The 21399-nt window shown below is 70.6% G+C and carries 19 protein-coding genes and 1 pseudogene; 17 read left to right on the top strand and 3 right to left on the bottom strand.

Annotated elements, in window-relative coordinates; translation table 11 throughout:
• Positions 1 to 57: 57 nt before the first annotated feature.
• On the top strand, positions 58 to 1167 hold the full coding sequence (locus tag OHA25_RS47855) for a LacI family DNA-binding transcriptional regulator (RefSeq protein WP_327583488.1): 1110 nt from the start codon (positions 58 to 60) through the stop codon (positions 1165 to 1167).
• A 62-nt stretch (positions 1168 to 1229) separates the two neighbouring features.
• Positions 1230 to 1364, top strand: a complete 135-nt coding sequence (locus OHA25_RS47850; protein WP_327583487.1) for a hypothetical protein — start codon at positions 1230 to 1232, stop codon at positions 1362 to 1364.
• Between the two features lie 159 nt (positions 1365 to 1523).
• On the opposite strand, the gene OHA25_RS47845 is transcribed toward OHA25_RS47850, so the two are convergent.
• On the bottom strand, positions 1524 to 2225 hold the full coding sequence (locus tag OHA25_RS47845; protein WP_327583486.1) for a TetR/AcrR family transcriptional regulator: 702 nt from the start codon (positions 2223 to 2225) through the stop codon (positions 1524 to 1526).
• A 142-nt stretch (positions 2226 to 2367) separates the two neighbouring features.
• Here OHA25_RS47845 and OHA25_RS47840 point away from each other — a divergent pair, with 142 nt between their 5' ends.
• From OHA25_RS47840 to OHA25_RS47800, 10 genes and pseudogenes are all read left to right on the top strand, one after another.
• Entirely contained in the window at positions 2368 to 3177 is an 810-nt protein-coding gene (locus OHA25_RS47840; protein ID WP_327583485.1) for an amidohydrolase family protein, read from the top strand.
• 12 nt (positions 3178 to 3189) lie between these two features.
• Positions 3190 to 4566, top strand: a complete 1377-nt coding sequence (locus tag OHA25_RS47835) for an NAD(P)/FAD-dependent oxidoreductase (protein WP_327583484.1) — start codon at positions 3190 to 3192, stop codon at positions 4564 to 4566.
• 43 nt (positions 4567 to 4609) lie between these two features.
• Positions 4610 to 4788: pseudogene (locus tag OHA25_RS61695) on the top strand (transposase); the annotation flags it as partial.
• A 140-nt stretch (positions 4789 to 4928) separates the two neighbouring features.
• Positions 4929 to 6035 (top strand): aminotransferase class V-fold PLP-dependent enzyme, encoded by a 1107-nt coding sequence (locus tag OHA25_RS47830; RefSeq protein ID WP_327583483.1) that lies wholly within the window; start codon positions 4929 to 4931, stop codon positions 6033 to 6035.
• A complete protein-coding gene (locus tag OHA25_RS47825; protein ID WP_327583482.1) occupies positions 6032 to 7342 on the top strand; it encodes an ABC transporter substrate-binding protein in 1311 nt (436 codons plus the stop codon). The genes OHA25_RS47830 and OHA25_RS47825 overlap by 4 nt, the downstream gene beginning before the upstream one ends.
• The gene (locus OHA25_RS47820; protein ID WP_127931646.1) at positions 7339 to 8241 is read left to right on the top strand and encodes a carbohydrate ABC transporter permease; all 903 of its coding nucleotides are present in this window, start codon (positions 7339 to 7341) and stop codon (positions 8239 to 8241) included. Before OHA25_RS47825 ends, OHA25_RS47820 begins: the two co-directional genes overlap by 4 nt.
• Positions 8238 to 9047 (top strand): carbohydrate ABC transporter permease, encoded by an 810-nt coding sequence (locus OHA25_RS47815; protein ID WP_327583481.1) that lies wholly within the window; start codon positions 8238 to 8240, stop codon positions 9045 to 9047. Before OHA25_RS47820 ends, OHA25_RS47815 begins: the two co-directional genes overlap by 4 nt.
• Positions 9048 to 9049: 2 nt before the next feature.
• Positions 9050 to 10759, top strand: a complete 1710-nt coding sequence (locus OHA25_RS47810; protein WP_327583480.1) for a glycoside hydrolase family 36 protein — start codon at positions 9050 to 9052, stop codon at positions 10757 to 10759.
• Positions 10760 to 11785, top strand: coding sequence for a LacI family DNA-binding transcriptional regulator (locus tag OHA25_RS47805; protein WP_327583479.1), 1026 nt, complete (start codon positions 10760 to 10762; stop codon positions 11783 to 11785).
• Positions 11786 to 13081, top strand: a complete 1296-nt coding sequence (locus OHA25_RS47800) for a hypothetical protein (protein WP_327583478.1) — start codon at positions 11786 to 11788, stop codon at positions 13079 to 13081. It abuts the gene before it with no gap.
• Positions 13082 to 13155: 74 nt separating this feature from the next.
• Here OHA25_RS47800 and OHA25_RS47795 read toward each other — a convergent pair whose 3' ends face one another.
• Positions 13156 to 13575 (bottom strand): sulfatase-like hydrolase/transferase, encoded by a 420-nt coding sequence (locus tag OHA25_RS47795; RefSeq protein ID WP_327583477.1) that lies wholly within the window; start codon positions 13573 to 13575, stop codon positions 13156 to 13158.
• 259 nt (positions 13576 to 13834) lie between these two features.
• Positions 13835 to 14482 carry a GntR family transcriptional regulator gene (locus OHA25_RS47790; protein WP_327583476.1) on the bottom strand — a complete coding sequence of 216 codons (648 nt, stop codon included), beginning with the start codon at positions 14480 to 14482 and terminating at the stop codon, positions 13835 to 13837.
• Positions 14483 to 14590: 108 nt separating this feature from the next.
• Between OHA25_RS47790 and OHA25_RS47785 the strand changes: the two genes are divergently transcribed.
• The 5 genes from OHA25_RS47785 to OHA25_RS47765 are packed head-to-tail and all read left to right on the top strand — an operon-like array spanning position 14591 to position 21396.
• Positions 14591 to 16561, top strand: coding sequence for a beta-galactosidase (locus tag OHA25_RS47785; RefSeq protein ID WP_327583475.1), 1971 nt, complete (start codon positions 14591 to 14593; stop codon positions 16559 to 16561).
• Positions 16558 to 17883 carry an aminomethyl-transferring glycine dehydrogenase subunit GcvPA gene (gene gcvPA / locus OHA25_RS47780; RefSeq protein WP_327583474.1) on the top strand — a complete coding sequence of 442 codons (1326 nt, stop codon included), beginning with the start codon at positions 16558 to 16560 and terminating at the stop codon, positions 17881 to 17883. Before OHA25_RS47785 ends, gcvPA begins: the two co-directional genes overlap by 4 nt.
• Positions 17880 to 19421 (top strand): aminomethyl-transferring glycine dehydrogenase subunit GcvPB, encoded by a 1542-nt coding sequence (gene gcvPB / locus OHA25_RS47775; RefSeq protein WP_327583473.1) that lies wholly within the window; start codon positions 17880 to 17882, stop codon positions 19419 to 19421. The genes gcvPA and gcvPB overlap by 4 nt, the downstream gene beginning before the upstream one ends.
• Positions 19388 to 20638: an ATP-NAD kinase family protein gene (locus OHA25_RS47770; protein WP_327583472.1), complete on the top strand. Its 1251-nt coding sequence runs from the start codon at positions 19388 to 19390 to the stop codon at positions 20636 to 20638. Before gcvPB ends, OHA25_RS47770 begins: the two co-directional genes overlap by 34 nt.
• Positions 20635 to 21396, top strand: a complete 762-nt coding sequence (locus tag OHA25_RS47765; protein WP_327583471.1) for an SDR family NAD(P)-dependent oxidoreductase — start codon at positions 20635 to 20637, stop codon at positions 21394 to 21396. Before OHA25_RS47770 ends, OHA25_RS47765 begins: the two co-directional genes overlap by 4 nt.
• Positions 21397 to 21399: the final 3 nt, after the last annotated feature.

Genomic DNA, 21399 nt, shown 5'->3' with positions numbered 1-21399 from the left:
ATTCTGCAAAGCTGAGAGGGGTGGCGGAGCGTCCGGCCAGATGACACGATCTCACTCATGAGCCAGTCAGACCGCAGGCCCAGAGTCCGCCTCGTGGACGTGGCCCGCGCTGCGGGGGTGTCCAAGACCACCGTGTCGGACGCGCTGAATGAGGCCGGACGCCTCCCTGCCGCCACCCGGGAGCACGTGCGAAGGGTGGCACGGTCCCTCGGCTATCGCCCGAACGCCGCGGCACGGTTGCTGCGCGCCGGGCATACCCGCCTGCTCGGCGTCGCGGCCCGTGAGTACGTCGAGACGCCGTGGGTCTACGCGGAGCTGGCCTACTTCACCCAGATCGTCACCGCCACGACCCAGGCGGCTCTGGCCCACGGCTACGGCGTCGTCCTGCTGCCCACATACGGGCCGGACGACTGCTGGCTGGACATGCCGCTCGACGGCGTGTTCGTCATCGACCCGGTCCAGGGAGACCCGATGGTCAGGGACTTTCTCGTGGCCGGCGTCCCCGTGGTCGCCGACCGGAGGGCGCTGGCGGAGGCCGCCGACGAGGCACGGGAGATCGGCCGGTGGGTCGACTTCGACTACGCTGCCGCCGTACGCCAGGTCCTCGACCACCTGGAAGAGGCGGGCGCCGAGCGGATCGCGGTTGCCGCGGGCGCGACCACGGCCTGCTTCCACCAGCAGACCGTCAGCGCCTACCACGACTGGTGCGCCGAGCGGCGGCGCGAACCGCGGATCTCGTTCCTCCCCGCCCCCGGAGTCGGGCAGACGCTGGACGCGGTGACGGAGTTGCTGGCCGCCCCCGTTCCGCCGGATGCGCTTTTCACCCTGGTCGAGCTCAGCCCGCCGCTCCTGCTTGACGCGATCCGCAGGCTCGGCCGATCCGTTCCCGATGACCTGCTGCTGGTCTGCGCTACGGAGGACCCGGCGGCCGGCTACACCGACCCGCCGATCAGCACGCTCGGCTTCCTGCCCGGCCAGACCGCGCAGGCGGCGGTGAACTTGCTCGTCGACTGCCTCGAAGGCCGCCCGGGCGATCTCGGCCGCCTGTTCTCGGCCGACTTCCAGGTCCGCGCGTCCTCTGTCGCTCCAGGCCGGCGGTGGCGAGTCTCACCCTCGGCTGACGCGCGTCCTGGACTCCCTGGGGTCGGACGCCGAACTCGGCCTTGAACAGCTTGCTGATCGCTGGGGCCCTCAAATGCCCACCGGCTCGCCACCACGGACGCGGCAGGATGGACCTGCAGAAACTGCTCGGCACGGGCACCGTCCTGCTCACCCCGACCTCAGCCGAGCCGCCCTTCGAACAGGACGCCGACATCCTTGACCCCGCCCGCACCCGCGACCTGATCCCGCCCAGTGGCACATGACCGCCGTGCCGGGCCTCGGTTTCCCGGCCCTTTCACGGTGCCGACCGGCCTGGCCGACGGGCTGCCGACGGGCATGCAGCTCATCGGCGCGCGCTTCGCCGAGGCCCTCCTCCTCGATGCCGCCAGGCCGTCGAGGACCGCAGGCCCGATTGACGCCCGTCACCTGACAGGCCGCGGAAGCTGCGCCGCCATCCCGTCGAGCAGGAGTTCCAGCGCCCCCGCATAGGCGCTGCCGATCATCGTCGCGGCCAGGGCGTCGGCGCACGCGGCGATGTTCGGGTACTCCTCTGCCGGCAGTTTCGCGTACGTCGAGCGCCACGCGTCCTCGTCCGCGGTGGCGGCGGGCTCCGGCAGCGTCCTGGCGGCGGCTTCCAGCGCGGCGAATCCCAAACTCATGTCGATGAAGCTGTGGTAGTGCCGTGCGGCCTGCTCGGGACCGAAGCCCGCCGCGCGCAGGATGCCCAGCCCCACTTCCACGGCCCTGATCTCGCTCGGGCGGCGGGTGACCCGGGCCGCCGACAGGCGCGCAGCCTCGGGATGCCGCTGGTAGGTGGCATACAGGCGGCGGCCGAGCTCGCGTAGGCTCTCCCGCCAGTCCCCGCTCGGGCGAAATCCCTCCATCGCGTGGCGGATGAGCTCGTCCGCGATCGCCAGGACGAGCTCGTCGGTGTTGCGGAAATAGCGGTAGAGCGACGAGGGATCGGCTCCCAGGGCGGCGCCCAACCGGCGCACCGACAGCGCGTCCGCGCCGTGGTGGCTCAGCAGCCGGATGGCGGTCTCCACGATCAGCTCGCGGGAGAGCACCACGCCTGACTTGGCTGGCCGCCGCCTGCGTGGTGCGCCGATGACGCGATCATTCACGCCTTCAAGCTTACGACAACACCGTTGACGGGCCAAGCGGCCCGGTAGTTCCATGGGGCCAGGCGGCGATGACAGCCCCCACGCCGAGGTTCGAGCCGTGTCGCTCGCCGCATGCAGCCGTTCCTGATTGGACCTGTCCTCCATGGCGCATCCCCATGCTGACCTGCTGTTCTCTGGCGGCCCCATCCTGACCATGGACGGAGCCCGCACCTGGGCGAGCAGTCTCGCCGTCCGTGACGGCCGGGTCGTCGCGATCGGGCATGACGAGGTGAAGGAGCCGGCCGGGCCCCGCACCGAGGTCGTCGACCTGCGGGGACGGCTGTTGCTCCCCGGTTTCCAGGACGCCCACGTCCATGCCGTCATGGGCGGAGGGGAACTAGGGCAGTGCGACCTGACGGGCACCACCTATCCGCAGGAGTACGCGCGCCGGATCCGCGCCTACGCCGACGCGAACCCCGGCAAGGAGTGGATCATCGGCATTGCCGCCGCCACCCCCGACCCGGCCGACGGCCGTATCGAACGCCGCCCCGCCCCCGGCGGAACCCTCCAGGAGGGAGCCGTCGCCCTGGTGGGCACCCTCGTCCCCGCCCTCACCACGGCCGACCGGCCGACCGGGCTGCTGCGCGCGCAGGACCTGCTGCACAGCCTCGGTATCGCCGCCTGGCAGGACGCCATGGTGGCCGGCGCCGAAGGCTACCCCGACCCCTCCGACGCCCACCTCACCGCCGCCCGCGACGGCCGGCTCACCGCCACCGTGGTGGGCGCGCTGTGGTGGGCCAGAGGTCAGGGGACGGAGCAGATCCCCGCCCTGCTGGAACAGCGCGACCGCCTCACCTGCGGCCGACTGCGCTGCGACACCGTCAAGATCATGGTGGACGCCGCCCTGGCCGACACCCGCGTCGCCCTCACCTACGCCAGCGGCGAGCGCGTCCACACCGCACCCGACGCCTGAAGGAAACGCACCATGCATGCCGAATCCCTCATCGACCGCGCTCTGAGCAAGGCCATATCGACGCCCCTCTGGCTCGACACCCCCGACCGTCCGGCTCCCAGGCGACCGCTGGACGGTGAGATCACGGCGGACCTGGTCGTCGTCGGCGGCGGGTTCACGGGCCTGTGGGCCGCTGTCCGGGCCAAGGAACGAGATCCCGGGCGTGACGTCCTCCTCGTGGAGGGCGATCGCATCGCCGAGCACGCGAGTGGCCGCAACGGCGGCTTCTGCGACGCGAGCCTCACCCACGGCCGTGCCAACGGGCTCAGGCGCTGGCCCGACGAGTACGACCTCCTGGAGCGGCTCGGCGCGGAAAACTTCGCCGGCATCGCCGCGACCGTGGACAGGTACGAGATGAGCTGCGGCTTCACGCCGGGCGGCGCGCTCTCGGTAGCCACCCGCCCGCATGCGATCGCTTCCTTGGAGCCCGACGTCGCCGGGTTCCTCGACCGCGACGACGTCCGCCGCCTCGTGCGATCGCCCACCTATCTCGCCGGACGCCTCGAAACAGGGGAAGACGCGACCGTGGACCCGGCACGCATGGTCTGGGAGCTGGCCCGGGTCGCCGAAGCCCTCGGGGTGCGTATCGCCGAGCACACCCCCGTCGCTCGGCTGCGGAAGCATCGCGACGGGCTGACGGTCCACAGCGGCGCGACACGGATCCACGCCGGCCAGGCCGTTCTGGCCACGAACGCGTTCACGTCACTGCTCGGCCTGCGCTCGCTCGCCGTCGTCCCCGTCTACGACTACGTGCTCGCCACGGAACCCCTTACCCCCGAACAATGGGAATCCATCGGCTGGCAGGAGCCCTACGGCATCAGCGACATCGGCCACCAGTTCCACTACTACCGCCGTACCGCGGACAACCGCATCCTCTGGGGCGGCTACGACGCGATCTACCACTACGGCCGGTCCATCCGGGCCGAGCACGAGCACCGCCCTCAGACGCACCGGCTCCTGGCCCGGCACTTCTTCGAGACCTTCCCGCAGCTCAGCGATGTCTCCTTCACCCATCGCTGGGCCGGGGTCATCGACACCTGCTCGCGCTTCTGCGCCTTCTACGGCCTCACTCACGGCGACCGCGTCGCCCACGCCGCCGGGTACACCGGCCTGGGCGTGGGAGCGTCGAGGTTCGCCGCCGACGTCATGCTCGACCTGCTGTCCGGAGCCGACACCGAGCGCACCCGCCTGCGCATGGTGCGGCAGAAGCCGGTGCCCTTCCCGCCGGAACCGCTCGCCTGGGCGGGCATCCAGCTCACCCGCCGGGCAATGGCCGGGGAGGATGAGACGGGCAGGCGCACCCTGTGGCTGCGCCTGCTCGACCGCCTCGGGATGGGGTTCGCCTCATGAGGCCATCTCGTGTTCCGGCCGGCGGCACATCGGATCGGCCTGCGGCATGCCGCAGGCCATCGAGACCGTCTGGCCACAGGCCGTGGTCCAGACGTGCGTCGTGCCCCTGCTGCGCGCCTCGTTCCGGTATGCCGGCCCCGGCACTGGGACGCCATCGCCAAGCGCTCAAGCCCCGTCTGCACCGCCCCGACCAAGGCCGCCGCGCTGGAGCGCTTCTACGAGCTCTAGCTCCTGTTCTGCCACATCGCGGCAAACTGCCTCTTGCACAGATATGAACGTTCAAATATCGTCTGCCTAGCATTTTGGCGCACTGCCTCCTGCTATCTGCTGTCTTTATGTCCTCTACCTGGTATGGAGCTGGTTTGAACGTTCCACCTGCCTATCTGAGCCAGTTCCGGGAACCGGCCGGATATGTTGACTTCGCCAGGATCGGGCCGCCCTCGCTGGCCGTAGCACGGACCGTCGCGCAGGCTGCGGAGTTGCTGGCCCGCGATCCGTCCGCAGCGCTCACCAGACTGGAACTTGAGGCGAGCAGTGCACGCGCCGCCGCGGCCCGCCTGCTGAGCTGCGCCCCGCATGAGGTGGCCTTCGTCTCCTCCACCAGCCACGCGCTGTTCGCCGCCGCGGCGGGCCTGGGCGGCGGCGTGGTGCTCGTCCCGCGCGGAGAGTTCCCCGCCAACGTCTATCCGTGGCTGCGGTTCCAGGAACGCGGCGGGCTGCGGCCACGCTGGATCGACTCGGCCGCGATCACCGCTGACGTCCTGCTCGAGCACCTCGACGACGACGTCCTGGCGCTGGCGGTCAGCGCGGTGGACGCCACGACCGGCCACCGCGCCCCGCTGGGCGCGCTGAAGGAGGTGCTGGGCGAGGACCGGCTGCTGGTGGTGGACGCCATCCAGGGCCTCGGCGCGGTGCCGCTGGACGTGGCGGCGGCGGACGTGCTCGCCTGCGGCGGGCAGAAGTGGCTGCGGGCGGGCTGGGGAGCGGCGCTGTTGCTCGTCCGCGACCGGGTGGCCGACCGCCTCGCCCCCGGTCTCGGCGGCTGGTCGGGCGTGCACGCTCCCTTCGGAGCCCGGCACCCCATGCCGCCGCTGCCCGGAGCCGTCGCGCACACGCCCACCAACCCCGACCTCTCCGCCGTCGCCGCACTGGGAGCCGCCATCGACCTGGTGCTCTCCGCCGGAGAAATGAACATCGCCCGGCAGATCGCCCACACCCTGGCGAGCCTGCTGGATGCCGCCAGGACCGCGGGCGCCGAGGTCCTGGTCCCCGCCGAGCCGGCCGGGATCGCCCGCGTGCGGCTGCCCGGCCACGACCCCGCCAACACGCACGCGGCACTCGGCGCCGCCGGACTCACCACCACGCTGCGCGGCGGCTGGATCCGGCTCTCCCCGCACGCCACCACCCCCGGCGACGCCGCCGACCGGCTCCGCGCAGCACTCACCCCCCGAAAGGAAACACACAAATGATCAACCGTCGTGGAGCCCTCGCGCTCGCACTCACCGGCACGCTCGCCCTGGCCGCCTGCGGCGGCGGCAAGACCCCGGAGAAGGGCAGCGGGCCCGTCAAGATCACCGTCTGGAGCTGGAAGCCCGCCTCCGACGGCCTGGCCGCCGTCGCCAAGGACTTCGAGCAGACCCACCCCGGCATCAAGATCGACATTCAGGCCGTCGGCAACCCGGCCATCTGGGACAAGATCACCATTGGCATGGCCGCGGGCGGCAAGGGCCTGGCCGACGTGCTGCATATCGGCATCGACTACCTGCCCGGGTACATGGACAAGTTCCCCGGCGGCCTGGCCGACCTGCGCAAGCTGGGCGCCGACACGTACAAGGATGCCTTCGCCAAGGGCCTGTGGCCCACGGTGACCGGCAAGGACGGCGGCGTCTACGCGATGCCCTGGGAGGTCAACCCGGTCGGCTTCTTCTACCGCGCGGACCTGTTCAAGAAGGCAGACATCGACCCGGAGAAGATCCAGACCTGGGACGACGCCATCCAGGCCGGCAAGACGCTCAAGGAGAAGACAGGCGCCTTCCTGATCGGGCTGAACAAGCCCGCGGCCGGTGGCGTGGACATGGACTTCTACCAGTCGCTGCTGCAGCAGCAGGGCGCCTTCTACTTCAACCAGCAGGGCGAGGTCACGCTCGCCTCGGCGCCGGCCATACAGGCGATGACCCTCATCAAGAAGATGAACGACGCGGGCATCGTCGCCGACACCTCCGGCGAGAACACGGCCAAGCAGCTCATCAGTGGCGGCAAGCTGGCCGTGCTGCCGTGGGCGGCCTGGGCGGTCAGCTACATCCCCGAGATGCGTCCCGAGCAGAAGGGCCTGTGGCGCGTCATGCAGCCGCCCGCGGTGACGCCGGGCGGCAAGCGCGCCGCGATCGTCAACTCCACCCATCTGTCGGTCTCGGGGAGCAGCCCGCACCAGGCGGAGGCGTTCAAGTTCGTGGAGTACGCGCTGACCAAGCCCGAGGTCATCAACAAGGTCTTCAAGGAGGGCGGCGTCTTCCCCGCACTGACCGCGGCCTATTCCGACCCGGCGTTCACCGCGCCCCAGCCCTACTTCGGCGATCAGCCCGCGCTCAAGACCTTCGTGGACGCGCTCACCGAGGGCGCGGACGCAACCTACTACTCGGGTGACTACGCCAGGGCGCTGAAGATCGCCAGTGACGCGCAGACGAAGGTCCTGCTCAAGGGCGCCGACCCGGCCGCGGCGCTGACCGAGGCCGCCACGCTGCTGTCCCAGCAGACGAAAAGGAAGCTCGCGGGATGACACTCACACTGTCGCGCCCCGGGCGGGTGGCGGTGGGCAGGCGCTCCCTCGTCACCAAGCGGAACATCCCGTACCTGCTGGTCCTGCCCGCGCTGCTGGGCTTCGTGGGGTTCAAGGCCTATCCGATCGTGGCCGCCATGTACATCAGCCTGACCACCGGCGCGGGCGCGGCACGCAGCTTCGTCGGGCTGGACAACTACGTGCGGCTGGTGAACGACCCGCTGTTCTGGACGTCGCTGTGGAACACCGGGCTGATCCTGGTCGTGCAGGTCCCGATCATGCTGCTGCTCGCGCTGCTGCTGGCGCTCGCGCTCAACTCCTCCCTGGTACGGCTGCGCGGCCTGTGGCGGCTGGGCGTCTTCATGCCGTCGCTGACCGGTCTGGTCGCCTACGGCGTGATGTTCTCGGTGATCCTCCGCAAGGACGCGGGACTGCTCAACTGGCTGCTCAGCCTCTTCGGCGTCGACGCGATCGACTGGCTGGGCAGCCCGTTCTGGGCCCGCATCGCCATCGTCATCGCCCTCACCTGGCACTACACCGGCTACAACGCGGTGATCTACCTGGCCGGCCTGCAGAGCATCCCGAAGGACCTCTACGAGGCGGCGATGGTGGACGGCGCCGGCTCGGCTCGCAGGTTCTGGTCGATCACAGTGCCCCAGCTGCGGCCGATTCTGCTGCTGACCGTGGTCCTGTCCACGATCGGCACCCTGCAGCTGTTCGACGAGCCGTTCGTGCTGACCGGCGGCGGGCCGGACAACTCGACCCTGACGATCTCGCTGTACTTGTACCAGAACGGCTTCCGCTACTTCGACTTCGGTTACGCCGCGGCGATTGCCTACGCGCTCACGCTGATCGTGGCCGGATTCGGGATCGCGCAGATGAGGATGCAGAAACGATGAAGGGCTGGACGCTCACCTTCGTGCTGGCCGCGGTGTTCGCGCTGTGCGTCGGCCCGTTCTACTGGCTGGCCATGGCGGCCACGCACGCCAACTCCGACATCTTCTCCTGGCCGCCGAGGTTCTACCCCGGCGACCAGTTGGTGGCCAACACGGCGAAACTGGAGGAGTCGATCGGTCTGGTCAACGTGCTGGGCAACACGCTCTTCGTCGCGGTCGTGCAGACCGCGGGGGCGATCGTGGTCTCGCTGCTGGCCGGTTACGCCTTCGCCAAGTTCCAATTCGTCGGGCGCAACACCTTCTTCGTGCTGCTGCTGTCGACGCTGGTCATCCCCGGCGGCGTGACCATCATCCCGATCTTCGAGATGATGAACGACATCGGGCTGATCGACAGCTTCCCCGCGCTGATCCTGCCAAGCCTGTCCGTCCCGTTCGGCATCTTCCTGATGCGCCAGTCGCTGCTGGCCATCCCCGACGAACTGCTCGACGCGGCCAGGGTGGACGGCGCGGGCGAGCTGCGGGTGCTGTGGCGGGTGGTGATCCCCGTCATGCGCCCGGTACTCGCGGCGCTGGCGGTCTTCCTCTTCCTCGGCGCGTGGAACGACTTCCTGTGGCCGCTGATCGCGCTGCGCACGCCGGAGATGTACACCCTGCCCGTCGCACTGGCCACCCTGCAGGGGCTGGCCAGGACCGACTTCGGCCAGGTCATGGTGGGCACCGCGATCTCCTCGCTTCCCATGATGGTCCTCTTCCTCGTCCTCCAGAAACAGTTCATCTCCGGCCTGCTGGCCGGTGCCACGAAGGGATAAGCATGCAGGTCTGGGAGCCCTACGCGCTCGGCGAGACGACCGCGGTACGGGCCGGCACGGTCGAGCTGGCACTGGCCGGAGCGGCCGATGCGAAGGTGACGCAGGTCGCCGACCGCACCTGGCTGATCGACGCGCCAGAGGCCACGGCCGCGCAGTGGCGAGTGCCGTGCGTGCGCGTCAGCGCGTTCTGGACGCCCTTGGGCGGGACCTGCTGGGTGCCGCCGATCTGGAGCGCGCCGCTGGTGTCGAGGCTGACAGCGGGCGCGCCGGTGGTCTCCCTCATCGGTACGGCCGGCGCCAACGTCTGTACGGTTGGCCTGGCCGAACCGGTGGCCCAGGTGAGCTTCACCGGCGGGGTGATGGAGGAGACCGGCGAGTTCGTCTTCACCCTGCACGGCGACGGGCTGCGGATCCGGCTGGACCTGTCGGAGCGACCGTTCTCGGCGGCGGTGGCCGACGTGGCGGCCTGGTGGAAGGACGACGCGAGCGACCTGCCGCCTGCGCCGGACCGTGCCCGGCTGCCGGTCTACTCGACCTGGTACAGCATGCACCAGGAGGTCACCGCCGAGTCCGTGGAACTCCAGGCGCGGCTGGCCAAGGAGTTGGGCTGCGAGACGATCATCGTGGACGACGGCTGGCAGACCGCCGACCGGACGCGCGGCTACGCGTTCTGCGGTGACTGGGAGCCGAACTCGGCCGCATTCCCCGATATTTCGACACATGTGGCTCGGGTGCGCGAGCTCGGCATGTCCTACATGCTCTGGTACGCGCTGCCGTTCGTGGGCAAGCACAACGCCGCCTTCGAGCGCTTCGAGGGCAAGTTCCTGCGTTACCTCGACCATATGGACGCCGCCGTGCTCGATCCGCGCCACCCGGAGGTACGCGAGTTCCTCATCGACCGGCTCGTCCAAGCGGTCGAGACGTGGGGCATGGACGGCCTGAAGATCGACTTCGTGGACCGCTTCGCGACCCCGGGCGGTGACCCGGCGCCCGGCGAAGGGACCGACTGCACGGATGTGGACGAAGGGGTCAGGCGACTGCTCCACGATCTGGACGCGCGGCTCCGCCGTACCAGGCCGGACGTGCTGATCGAGCATCGCCAGCCGTACACCAGCCCCGGGCTGTGGCCGTACGCGAACATGATCCGAGCGGTGGACTGCCCGCTCAGCTCTCAGGAGAACCGGCAGCGGACCGTGGACCTGCGGCTCGCCGCCGGTCCTGTGGCCGTGCATTCCGATATGATCCTCTGGCATCCCGACGAGCCCGCCGAGCAGGTGGCCGTGCACCTGATCAACGCGCTGTTCTCGGTGCCGCAGATCTCTGTGGACCTGGCGGTACAGCGCCCGGACCAACTCGCCGCGATCCGGTTCTGGCTGGGGATCTTCCACCGCTACCTGGGCACGCTCCAGCTGGGGACGCTGCGGCCCGAGCAGCCCGAGCACGGCTACCCGCTCGTGCGGGCCTACGATTATCACACCACGATCGTCGCTCGGTACGCGGCGCTGCCCGTGGACGTGCCGGAGTCCGGGGAGCTGCTCGTCGCCAACGCCGACTCCGATCCGCGCGTCGTCCTCTACGGCACCGGCTCGGCGCACGTCGAGGTGCATGACTGCGGCGGCGCCCCGGTCCGCGCGGCCACGCTCGCGCTGGAGTCCGGGGCCTGCGTCGTCGAGGTGCCCATGGGTGGTCTGCTCACGCTGAGGAGAGATTGAGTGACGACACGCCGGCCACGCACACGCGGGGTCACCATCGAGGATGTCGCGCGGGCGGCCGGCGTATCCCGCCAGACGATCTCCAACGCGCTCAACGCCCCGTACCGGCTGAAGGCGGAAACACTGGAGCGGGTCTCGGCGGTCATCGAGGAGCTCGGCTACCGGCCCGACCAATCGGCACGCAGCCTGAAGTCGGGCACCAGGCGGATCATCGGCTACCCGACTCCGGTGGATGATCCGGCCAATCCCAACCCGCTGATGGGCGGCTTTCTCGAAGCGGTCGTGGCGGCGTCGGGCGAGGTGGGCTACCGCATCTTGCTGGTGCGCCCGCAGCCGGGCCAGAGCCAGGAGCAGGCGCTCGACGAACTGATCGCCGCGCGGACCGTGGACGGTTTCCTGCTGTCGGACATACTGCGCGATGACCCTCGTGTGGCCCACCTGGCCGGCGCGGGCTTCCCGTTCGCCGCCTTCGGCAGGACCGCGCCCAAGCAGCCGCAGTCCTGGGTGGACGTCGACAGCGTGCAGGCGGTGATCGAGTTGGTCGGCATGGTGGCGGCCAGAGGGCACCGGCGGGTGGCCTTCCTGGCCTCCTCCTCCGGGCAGCCGTGGATGGATGACCGGCGTGACGGGTTCCTGGCCGGCGTGCGCCGCCATGGCTTGGCCGGGCAGGTGTACTCGCCGGGCGACGATCCAGACGAGATCGTCGCGGCCACCCGCGAGCTGCTGGCCGGGCGCAACCGGCCCACCGCAATCGTGGCCGGCGGCGACTGGCTCGCGCTCGGCCTCTACACGGCGGCTCGCGCCGAAGGGCTGGAGATCGGTAAGGACCTGGCCGTGGCCGCCTTCGACGACCTGCCGATCACAGGGTTCCTCCAGCCCGCGCTGACGACGGTGCGGCTGCCGCTGCGCCGCATCGCCGAGGCCCTGATCAGCCGCCTCCTCCAGATCATCGAAGACGGCGTCACCCCGCAGGCGGGGCTCTTGCTCCCCGGCGAGCTGGTGATCCGCCCGAGCCTAGGACCATGAATGCAGTTGGACTCCGGCCACGACGAGCTCGTGGCGATGTTCGCGTGGGCGCGCGACCGCGCGCTGCGCTGGGCGCATCCCGGCGGGACGCGCGGCCCGGTGAATGTTGACGAGCGGCGCCCGCACGGCACCGGCGAGGGCGTCTACCTGCCCTCCTACTGGGCCGGGTACGCGCACCGCAGTGGGTTCTACGCCCGTGACTTCGTCCACCAGGCGGCGGGCGCCCACCTGCTCGGCCTGGCCGAGGCCAACCTGGCGATGATTCGCTGCTTCGCCGCCTCGGCGACCGAAGAGCACGGCCACCGTCCGGTGTGGGCGTTCAATTTCGACGGCTCCTACCTGTCGATCGACTACCGCGGTCCCGACGAGTTCGTGAGGGAGGTGCCCGCGGTCTTCGAGCTGGTGGAATGCGTGGCGGCGCTCTACCGCTGGACCGGCGAGCGCGCCTACGTCCATGACTCCGTGCTGCGTGACTACTGCTCGAACGCGATCGCGCTTCCCGCGACCGGTCGGGGCGCGGGCATCTTCCAGGGCATCGCCAGCTACAACGAACTGAGCGGCGAGCCGCTGGCGGTGGCCGGTGACGGCATCGCCGCGCAGTACGCCGCCCACCTGGCGATGGCCGAGCTGGCCAGGGCGCGCGGCGAGGACGGCGGGCGGTTCGAAGCACTGGCCGCACGGCTGCGCCGCCATTACGAGCAGGAGTGGAACGGCGCTCGCGGCTTCACCTTCGACGGCCGGCCGGTCACCGGGTGGGGTGCGGAGAACAGTTGGTTCATGCCGTTGAAGGGTCTGCGCGAAGACCCTGCCTACCTCGACTACATCGACGCGCAGGCGAGTGGTCCCGGGCGGCCGGAGAACGTCGAGGCGTGGACGTACCTGCCCGACGTCTTCTTCCGGCACGGCAGGCAGGAGACCGCTTGGCGGTGGATGCGGGAGATCTTCCACGCCCGCACCGCCCCGCACGTCGCGGGCGGGCTCAACGGCGACTACCCGGAGCTCTCCTTCACCCTGGTCAGCCAGGTGGTGGAGGGGCTGCTCGGTGTCCGGCCGGACGCGCCGGGCAACGCGTTGACCACCCTCTCGCGGCTGCCCGCCGAGATCGGCTGGGCCGCCGTCTCCGGCATCCCGATCGGGCGGGGCAGCGTCACGGTTCGGCACGACGGCGGGCACGCCACCACGCTCACCAACCTGTCCGACGGGGTGACGTACCGGTGGACCGCCCGCTTCCCCGACGGGTCCGCCACCACCCGACACGTCCCGCCCGGCGCCACCGTCACCGCGGAACACGGCTGAGCGCATGGATCCTTCCGGCCTCGATGGCCACGGACGCACCTGTAGCCGCCGTCCCTTACGGGAGACCTGGATCTTCACGAGTGCGCGAACAGCGCGGGCGGCCGGACGGTCGCGGCCAGGAGAGTGACGAACCAGTCGTTGTGGCTGACGATGCCGTTGAGCACGGTGCCCGCGGGGATCTTGCCCGGCCACCGCACCACGGCGGGGACGCGGTAGGCGCCTTCCCAGTTGGAGTTCTTCTCGTTCCGGAACGGGGTCATGGCGCCGTCGGGCCAGGTGTTCATGTGCGGGCCGTTGTCGGTGGAGTACATGACGATCGTGTCGTCGCCGATGCCGAGCGGCCCGGTGTCCTCGATGCGCTGGGTGCCGTCCGGGTTAGCCCACGAGTGGATCACTCCTCGCGGCCCGAACCGCTTCCTGAACCCGGGAAACTCCTCCTCGGTCGGATAGTCGCCCTGCGTTGTGGTGGTAGAGGTTGCCGAAGAACTCGTCAAACCCGTGAGCCGTCGGCAGGACCGCTGAGCGCCGCGCACTGACGCGGATCACCCACTCTCCCTGCTCCGCGGCAACGCGTCCAGGAGGGGTCCTCCAACTCCGCGTGCTCGAAAAGCCGCCCTTACCTGTACGGCCCCGAGTTCGGTCGCCGAGGTCGCCCAACTCCTCGGGATTAGCCGCCCACCGGTGGATCGCCGAGCTGGAGGCGGAGCGGGGCCATCGGTGTCATGGCCGGCGAGGTTCCATTGGCCTGCTGGGCTAATCGGCCGAGGGGATGCGGGACATCATGCGCTCCATGCCGTTGACCCAATTGTCGCGCAGGGCCTGTGCGGCCTTGGGAAGATCTCCGGCGATGAGCAGCTCGGCCACCCGGCGATGCTCGGTCGCCTCGCGCTCCAGCGGGGTGTCGTCGCCCGCCAGCAGGTGGGCGTAGCGCCGCATCCCCGCCTTGACGCTGGTGATGAGGTCGAGCAGCCGCTCGTTGCGGCAGCCGCTCAGCAGCAGGTCGTGCCACTCGTCGTCGTGACGCTCTATCTCCTGCTGTTCCGCGATCCGGTCGGGGAACTCCTGGGCCATCGTCAGCAGCCGGGGCGCGATGCGGCGCAGGTGGGCGGGGTCGGAGCAGTCGAGTGCGAGCGACTCCAGCGCCGCGACGATCTCGCACAGCTCCCGGAACTCCTTGCGGGTCACTGGCGCGAACCTGAAGCCGCGTCCCTGGTTGCTCTCCAGGACGCCCTCGCCCGCGAGGGTGATGAGCGCCTCGCGCAGGGGTGTGCGGCTGACGCCCAACTCCGCGGCCAGTGCGGCCTCGTTGATGTCGGTGCCCGCGGCGAAGTCGCCCCGGTCAAGCCTGCTCAGCAGCTCTTCCCTGATCTGTTCGCGCAGCGGTCGCCGCTCGATGGGCATGTCGCTCCTTCGCTGTTCAGCCGGGCCAAGCCTACCGCTTGACGCGATACAAAATACTGCACTATGAATTCTGAATACAAAATAACCGGCCGGGAGAAGGGAGCAGGAGTGAGCCTGACCCGCGTGCCCGGGCTGCTGTTCGGCGGCGACTACAACCCCGAGCAGTGGCCCGAGGAGGTCTGGGCCGAGGACATGCGGCTCATGTCCGAGGCCGGGGTCACCATGGTCACCGTCGCGGTCTTCTCGTGGTCGCGGCTGGAGCCGCAGCCGGGCGCGTACGACTTCGGCTGGCTCGACCGCGTCCTCGACCTGCTGCACGAGCATGGCATCGCGGCCGACCTCGCCACCGCGACCGCGACCCCGCCGCCGTGGCTGGTCCGCGAGCACCCAGAGGTCATGCCGGTCGACGCGCAGGGGGTGCGACTGGAGTTCGGCTCGCGCCAGGGCTACTGCCCCAGTTCGCCGGTCTTCCGCGAGAACGCCGTGCGGCTGGCCACGGCCATGGCCGAGCGGTACGGCGGCCACCCCGCCCTGGCCATGTGGCACGTCGGCAACGAGTACGCCGACCATACGCTGGAGTGCTTCTGCCCGGAGTCGGCCCGGCACTTCCGCGCCTGGCTGGAGGCCCGCTACGGCACGATCGAGTCGCTGCACGCCGCCTGGGGCACGTCCTGCTGGGGCCAGCACTACACCGCGTTCGGCCAGATCGAGCCGCCGCGCAAGGCGCCAGGCCCGATCAACCCGGCCCAGCTCCTCGACTGGCGCCGCTTCTGCAGCGACGCGCTCCTGGAGCTGTTCTCGGCTGAGCGTGACGTGCTCCGCGTGATAACCCCGGACGTTCCCGTCACCACGAATTTCATGAGCATCCTGCACGGTCTCGACTACTGGGCGTGGGCCGCGGCCGAGGACCTGGTGAGCGACGACGCCTATCCCGACCCGGCCGACGGGGAGTCGCACGTGGCGGTCGCGCTCAGCTACGACCTGATGCGCTCGCTCAAGGGGCGCCCCTGGCTGCTGCTGGAGTCGGCGCCGTCGGCGGTGTCGTGGCGCGAGGTGAACGTCCCCAAACCGCCCGGCATGATGCGGCTGCACAGCCTTCAGGCAGTGGCGCACGGCGCCGACGGCGTGATGTTCTTCCAGTGGCGTCAAGCCAAGTACGGCCCCGAGAAGTTCCACTCGGCCCTCCTCCCGCACGGCGGCACGCGCACGCGCGGCTGGCAGGACACCCTTCGCCTCGGCTCCGACCTGCGGCGGCTCGCGGAGGTCGCGGGCACGGGCACGCACGCCGAGGTGGCACTCGTCCTTGGCTGGGACAGCTGGTGGGGCCTGGAGGCGCCGGAGTCGATGCCGTCCAACCGGCTCAAGCTCAAGGACCTGCTGCTCGCCTGGTACGCGCCGCTGCGCGCCCGCGGCATCACGGTCGATCTCGCGCCGCCGGACCGCGACTTGTCCGGCTACCGCGTGGTGATCGTCCCGAATCTCTACCTGTGCACACACGAGCAGGCCGGGAGGCTGGCGTCCGTCACCGGCCAGCTGGTGGTCGGCCCGTTCAGCGGCGTCGTGGACGCCGCCGACCGCGTCCACGACGGCGGCGCGCCCGGCCCGCTGCGCCACCTGCTCGGCGTCTCGATCGACGAGTTCTGGCCGCTCACCTACGGCGCCACCCAGCCGGTGCGGTACGCGGGCGGCGCCACCGGCGTGGCCAGGACCTGGACGGAATGGGTGCGCCTCGACGGCGACGATCCCGCGGCGGTGCTCGCCACGTACGAGGGCGGCGACCTCGACGGCCTGCCCGCGATCACCCGCAAGGGCAACGCCACCTACGTCAGCTGCCTGCTCGACGACGTGACGCCCGTGCTCGACTTGGTGCTCGGCGGCGTCGCGGCCGTCGAGGTGCCTGCGGGCGTGGAGGCCGTCCGCCGCCGGAGCCACCTCTTCCTGCTCAACCACACGACCACCCGGCAGCGGGTCACGCTGCCGCACCCCGGCACAGACCTGCTCACCCAGACCCGCCTGCGCGGCGACATCGAACTCGCCCCGCGCGACGCCGTAGTGCTCAGGATCGAAGGAGACACGTGACGCACCCGTACATCCCGAACGCCGAACCCGGCGTGCGGGCCCAGATGCTCGCCGCGATCGGCGCGTCGAGCGTCGAGGACTTTTACGCCGACATTCCCGCGGAGCTGCGCCTGGCCCGGCCGCTCGATCTGCCCGCGCCGCTCACGGCGGAACACGACCTGGTACGCCACATGAAGGGTCTGCTGGACCGCGTCACCGACACGGAGCAGGCGCTGAGCTTCCTCGGCCACGGCTGCTACCCGCACCACGTTCCGGCCGTGTGCGACGAGGTCAACGCGAGGAGCGAGTTCCTCACCGCGTACGCCGGCGAGCCGTACGAGGACCACGGCCGCTTCCAGGCCCTGTTCGAGTACGTCAGCATGATGGGCGAACTGCTGGAGATGGACGTCGTCAACGTCCCGACCTACGACGGCTTCCAGTCGGCCGGCACCGCCCTGCGCATGGCGTGCCGCTACACCGAGCGCTCGAAGATCCTCCTCAGCGCCGCCGTCAGCTCCGACAAAATGAGCAAGCTACGCGACTTCCTCGCCCCCGACATCGAGATCGTCCTGGCCCCAGTGGGGGAGGGTGGCGAGATCACGGTCGAGGCGTTCGATGCCTCCTACGCCGCGATCTACCTGGAGACCCCGAACGTCTACGGCGTCGTCGAGACGCGCGGCCGCGAGCTGGCCGACCTGGCGCACACGCACGGCGCGCTACTCGTGGTCGGCGCCGACCCGATCTCCCTCGGCGTGCTCGCCCCGCCCGCCTCCTACGGCGCGGACATCGCCTGCGGTGACATCCAGTCGCTCGGCATGCACCAAAGCTACGGCGGCGGCCACGCCGGCTACATCGCCACCCAAGACCACGAGCCGCTGGTCGCAGAGTTCCCGTCCCGGCTGTTCGGCATCGCACCCACGAAGGTGCCCGGCGAGTACGGCTTCGGCGACGTCTACTACGACCGCACCTCCTTCGCGCACCGCGAGGAGGGCAAGGAGTGGGTCGGTACCGCCGCCGCCCTTTGGGGCATCACGGCCGGGGTCTATCTGGCGCTCATGGGCCCACAGGGCATGCGGGATCTGGGCGAGACGATCCTGGCCCGCACCCGCTACGCCATGGACGCCCTGGCCGCGTCGGTCACGGTGCTGCACCGCGACGCGATCCACTTCCGCGAGTTCGCCATCGAGGTGCCCTCCAGCGCCGCCCTGCTTGACGGACTTCGCGAGCACGGCATCTACGGCGGAGTCGCGCTCGACGACCGCACGGTCCTGGTCTGTGTGACCGAACGCCACTCCATCGCCGACATCGACCTGCTCGCCGCAGCCGTACAGGAGACGCTGTGAACACCACGGAGTCCTTCGCCGAGCTCCCCGTCACGCCGAAGCCGCCGCTGCGCCGCTTCCACCAGGCGCGCTGGGACGAGCCGATCATCTTCGAGCTGTCCGCGCCCGGCCGCCGCGGCATCGCCGTGCCCGAGCCCGGCGCGCCCCGCGTCGAGCTGCCCGACTCCGTGAGCCGCGCCCAGCCGCCGAAGCTGCCCGAGATGTCCCAGCTGCACGTGCTGCGACACTACCTGCGGCTGTCGCAGGAGAACCTGGGCGCCGACCTCAACATCGACGTCGGGCAGGGCACCTGCACGATGAAGTACAGCCCCAAGGTCAACGACAGGTTCGCCGCCGCCATCGCCGAGCTGCACCCGCTCCAGCACGAGGACACCGTGCAAGGCGTGCTGGAGATCTACTGGCGGCTCGAACGCATGCTGGGGGAGATCTCCGGCATGGCGCGGGTCTCGCTCCAGCCCGGCTCCGGGTCGGCAGCCATCTACGCCAACATCGCCATGATCCGTGCGTACCACGCGGCCCGCGGCGAGGCGCGCCGTGACCAGGTGATCACCACGATGTTCTCCCACCCGTCGAACGCGGCCTGCGCCAAGACCGCGGGCTACGAGGTCATCACCCTGATGCCGGACGCCGACGGCCTGCCCGACATCGAGGCGCTGCGCGCCGCCGTCGGCCCGCGCACCGCCGCACTGATGATCACCAACCCGGAGGACACGGGCATCTTCAACCCCCGGATCAGGGAGTTCGTGGACCTGGTGCATGAGGCGGGCGGCCTGGCCTGCTACGACCAGGCGAACGCCAACGGCATCCTCGGCATCACCCGCGCTCGCGACGCCGGATTCGACCTGTGCCACTTCAACCTGCACAAGACGTTCTCCACGCCGCACGCCTGCGGCGGCCCCGCGGCCGGGGCGTGCGGCGTCTCCGAGGACCTGGCGCCGTTCCTGCCCGGCCCGGTCGTCGCCTTCGACGGCGAGTCCTACCATCTGGAGACGCCGCCCGCCTCCATCGGCAAGGTGCGGCCGTTCCTCGGCGTCACCCCGAACATCGTGCGCGCCTACGCCTGGATCATGGCGCTCGGCGCCGAGGGCCTGCGGCAGGTCGCCGAGACGGCGGTGCTCAACAACAACTACCTGATGCACAAGATCCTGCAGATACCGGGCGCGTCCGCACCGTGGGACAGGCGCAGGGTCGAGCAGGTGCGCTACTCGTGGCAGGAGCTGTCGGAGCAGACCGGGGTGCACTCGGAGGAGATCGGCGTCAGAGCCGCCGACTTCGGGGTGCACTACTGGACCAGCCACCATCCGTACGTGGTGCCCGAGCCGTTCACGCTGGAGCCCACGGAGTCGTACTCGAAGGAGGACCTCGACGAGTACGCGCTCATCCTGGCGCACGTGGCCGAAGAGGCGCGGCGCGATCCCGAGTTCGTCAAGGGGGCGCCGTACAACCAGACCGTCCACAAGATCGACATGACGCCGCTCGACGACCCCAAGGAGTGGGCGCCCACGTGGCGCGCCTACGTCCGCAAGCACCTGTCATGACGGGCGCGGCGGTGGTCGGGCTGGTCGTCAACCCCGTCGCCGGTCTCGGCGGCACGGCCGGGCTCAAAGGCAGCGACGGCGTGGAGGTGCAGCGCGCGGCCCTGGCCAGGGGTGCCACGCCCCGGGCCGGCGAGCGGGCGGCGCGTGCTGTCCGCACGCTGATGGCCCGCCGTCCCGGCATCCGGGTGCTCACGGTGCCGGGCCAGATGGGCGAGGACAGCGCGCGCGCCGCCGGGGTCCCATGCGACCTGATCCGGACGCCGTCCGCTGACAGATCTGCCGGAGCGGCTTCCGGCTGGTCCGCCGCCGGGACGAGCGCGGAGGACACACGGCGCGCCGTGGCCGCGCTGGCCGGGGTGGACCTGCTGCTGTTCGCGGGCGGCGACGGGACGGCGCGCGACGTGCTCGACGCGGTCCGCGCGCTCGGTGGCCAGGCGCCGCCCGTGCTGGGCGTCCCGGCCGGGGTGAAGGTGTACTCCGGCTGCTTCGCCGTCAGCCCGGCCGCCGCCGGATTCGTCGCGGCGGAGTTCGACCCGGCGCGCACGGCCGAGGCCGAGGTGGTGGATCTCGACGAGGACGCCTACCGCCGCGGCCTGGTCAGCCCCCGGCTGTACGGCAGCCTGCGCGTCCCCGCTGTCCGCACCGCGCTGTCGGGGCGCAAGGCCGGGTCGTCCGGCGTGGCGTCCGCCACCGCCGAGGGCGTCGCACGGGAGGTCGTGGCCAGGATGCGGCTCGGCGTCCGTTACGTTCTTGGGCCGGGCGCCACCACGCGGGCCGTCGGTCGCGCGCTAGGCCTCGCCACCACGCTGCTCGGTGTGGACGTGGTCGAACGCACGCCCGAGGGCGGTCGTGGCGGCCGCCTGGTGGCGGCGGACGTCGCGGAGACCGAGCTGTTCGGCCTGGTCAGCGGCAAGGAGTCGGTGCTGGTTCTGTCGGTCGTCGGCGGGCAGGGGTTCGTGCTGGGGCGCGGGAACCAGCAGGTGTCGCCCCGGGTACTCGATGCGGTGCTCGATGGGGGCCGCTTCGGACCGGGTGAGCGGCTGCTCGTCCTTGCCACCCAGCAGAAGCTCGCGGCGCTGAAGGGACGGCCGCTGCTGGCCGACAGCGGCGACGAGGACCTCGACAAGAAGCTCGGCGGGCACGTCCAGGTGATCACTGGATACCGCGAAAGCACGATTTATCGCATCTGTGCGGCAAGTGAGGAGTTCGACAGATGAAGACGCTCGACGGCAAGGTCGCGATCGTCACGGGCGGCGCCTCGGGCATCGGGCGGGCCACCGCCCTGCTCTTCGCCAGAGAGGGCGCCCGGGTGGTGGTCGCCGACATCGATGCGGCCGGCGCGGACGCCACCGTGGCGCAGATCGTCGCGGAGGCGGGAGACGCGACCGCCGTGGCGGTGCGGGCCGACGTTTCCGACCCCGAAGACTGCCGACGCGTCGTCGGCGCCGCCGTCGAGACCTTCGGCGGCCTGCACGTCCTGTTCAACAACGCGGGCATCATCCGCCGCACCACCGCGCTCGACCTCGCCGTCGAGGAGTGGGACCGCGTCATGGCGGTCAACGTCCGTTCGGTCTTCCTGATGTGCAAGCACGCCATCCCGGCGATGACCCAGGGCGGCTCGATCGTGAACACGGGGTCGGGATGGGGCCTCAAGGGCGGCGGCAACGCCATCTCGTACTGCGCCTCCAAGGCCGCCGTGGTCAACATGACCCGCGCGCTCGCCATCGACCACGCCAAGGCCGGCATCCGGGTCAACTCCGTCAACCCTGGAGACACCGACACGCCCATGCTGCGCGACGAGGCCCGCCAGCTAGGCGAGGACTGGGCCGCCTTCCAGTCCGACGCGGCAGACCGGCCGATGGGTCGCGCGGGCACCCCGGACGAGATCGCCCAGGCCGTGCTCTTCCTGGCCAGTGACGCGGCCAGCTACATCACCGGGTCCGCCCTCGTCGTCGACGGCGGCGGGCTCGCCTGACAC

This window comes from Nonomuraea sp. NBC_00507 (assembly GCF_036013525.1).
Lineage (GTDB): Bacteria > Actinomycetota > Actinomycetes > Streptosporangiales > Streptosporangiaceae > Nonomuraea.
The sequence above is the reverse complement of the archived record's forward strand: the minus strand, read 5'-3'. Positions and strand labels throughout refer to the sequence as shown.

Excerpts from the sequence above, each read along its gene's own strand:
- OHA25_RS47810 (WP_327583480.1), top strand. The coding sequence starts at position 9,050 with ATGCAGGTCTGGGAGCCCTACGCGCTCGGCGAGACGACCGCGGTACGG.
- OHA25_RS47850 (WP_327583487.1), top strand. The coding sequence starts at position 1,230 with ATGGACCTGCAGAAACTGCTCGGCACGGGCACCGTCCTGCTCACCCCG.
- OHA25_RS47825 (WP_327583482.1), top strand. The coding sequence starts at position 6,032 with ATGATCAACCGTCGTGGAGCCCTCGCGCTCGCACTCACCGGCACGCTC.
- OHA25_RS47855 (WP_327583488.1), top strand. The coding sequence starts at position 58 with ATGAGCCAGTCAGACCGCAGGCCCAGAGTCCGCCTCGTGGACGTGGCC.
- OHA25_RS47840 (WP_327583485.1), top strand. The coding sequence starts at position 2,368 with ATGGCGCATCCCCATGCTGACCTGCTGTTCTCTGGCGGCCCCATCCTG.
- OHA25_RS47800 (WP_327583478.1), top strand. The coding sequence starts at position 11,786 with ATGCAGTTGGACTCCGGCCACGACGAGCTCGTGGCGATGTTCGCGTGG.
- OHA25_RS47835 (WP_327583484.1), top strand. The coding sequence starts at position 3,190 with ATGCATGCCGAATCCCTCATCGACCGCGCTCTGAGCAAGGCCATATCG.
- OHA25_RS47765 (WP_327583471.1), top strand. The coding sequence starts at position 20,635 with ATGAAGACGCTCGACGGCAAGGTCGCGATCGTCACGGGCGGCGCCTCG.
- OHA25_RS47815 (WP_327583481.1), top strand. The coding sequence starts at position 8,238 with ATGAAGGGCTGGACGCTCACCTTCGTGCTGGCCGCGGTGTTCGCGCTG.
- OHA25_RS47820 (WP_127931646.1), top strand. The coding sequence starts at position 7,339 with ATGACACTCACACTGTCGCGCCCCGGGCGGGTGGCGGTGGGCAGGCGC.
- OHA25_RS47790 (WP_327583476.1), bottom strand. The coding sequence starts at position 14,482 with ATGCCCATCGAGCGGCGACCGCTGCGCGAACAGATCAGGGAAGAGCTG.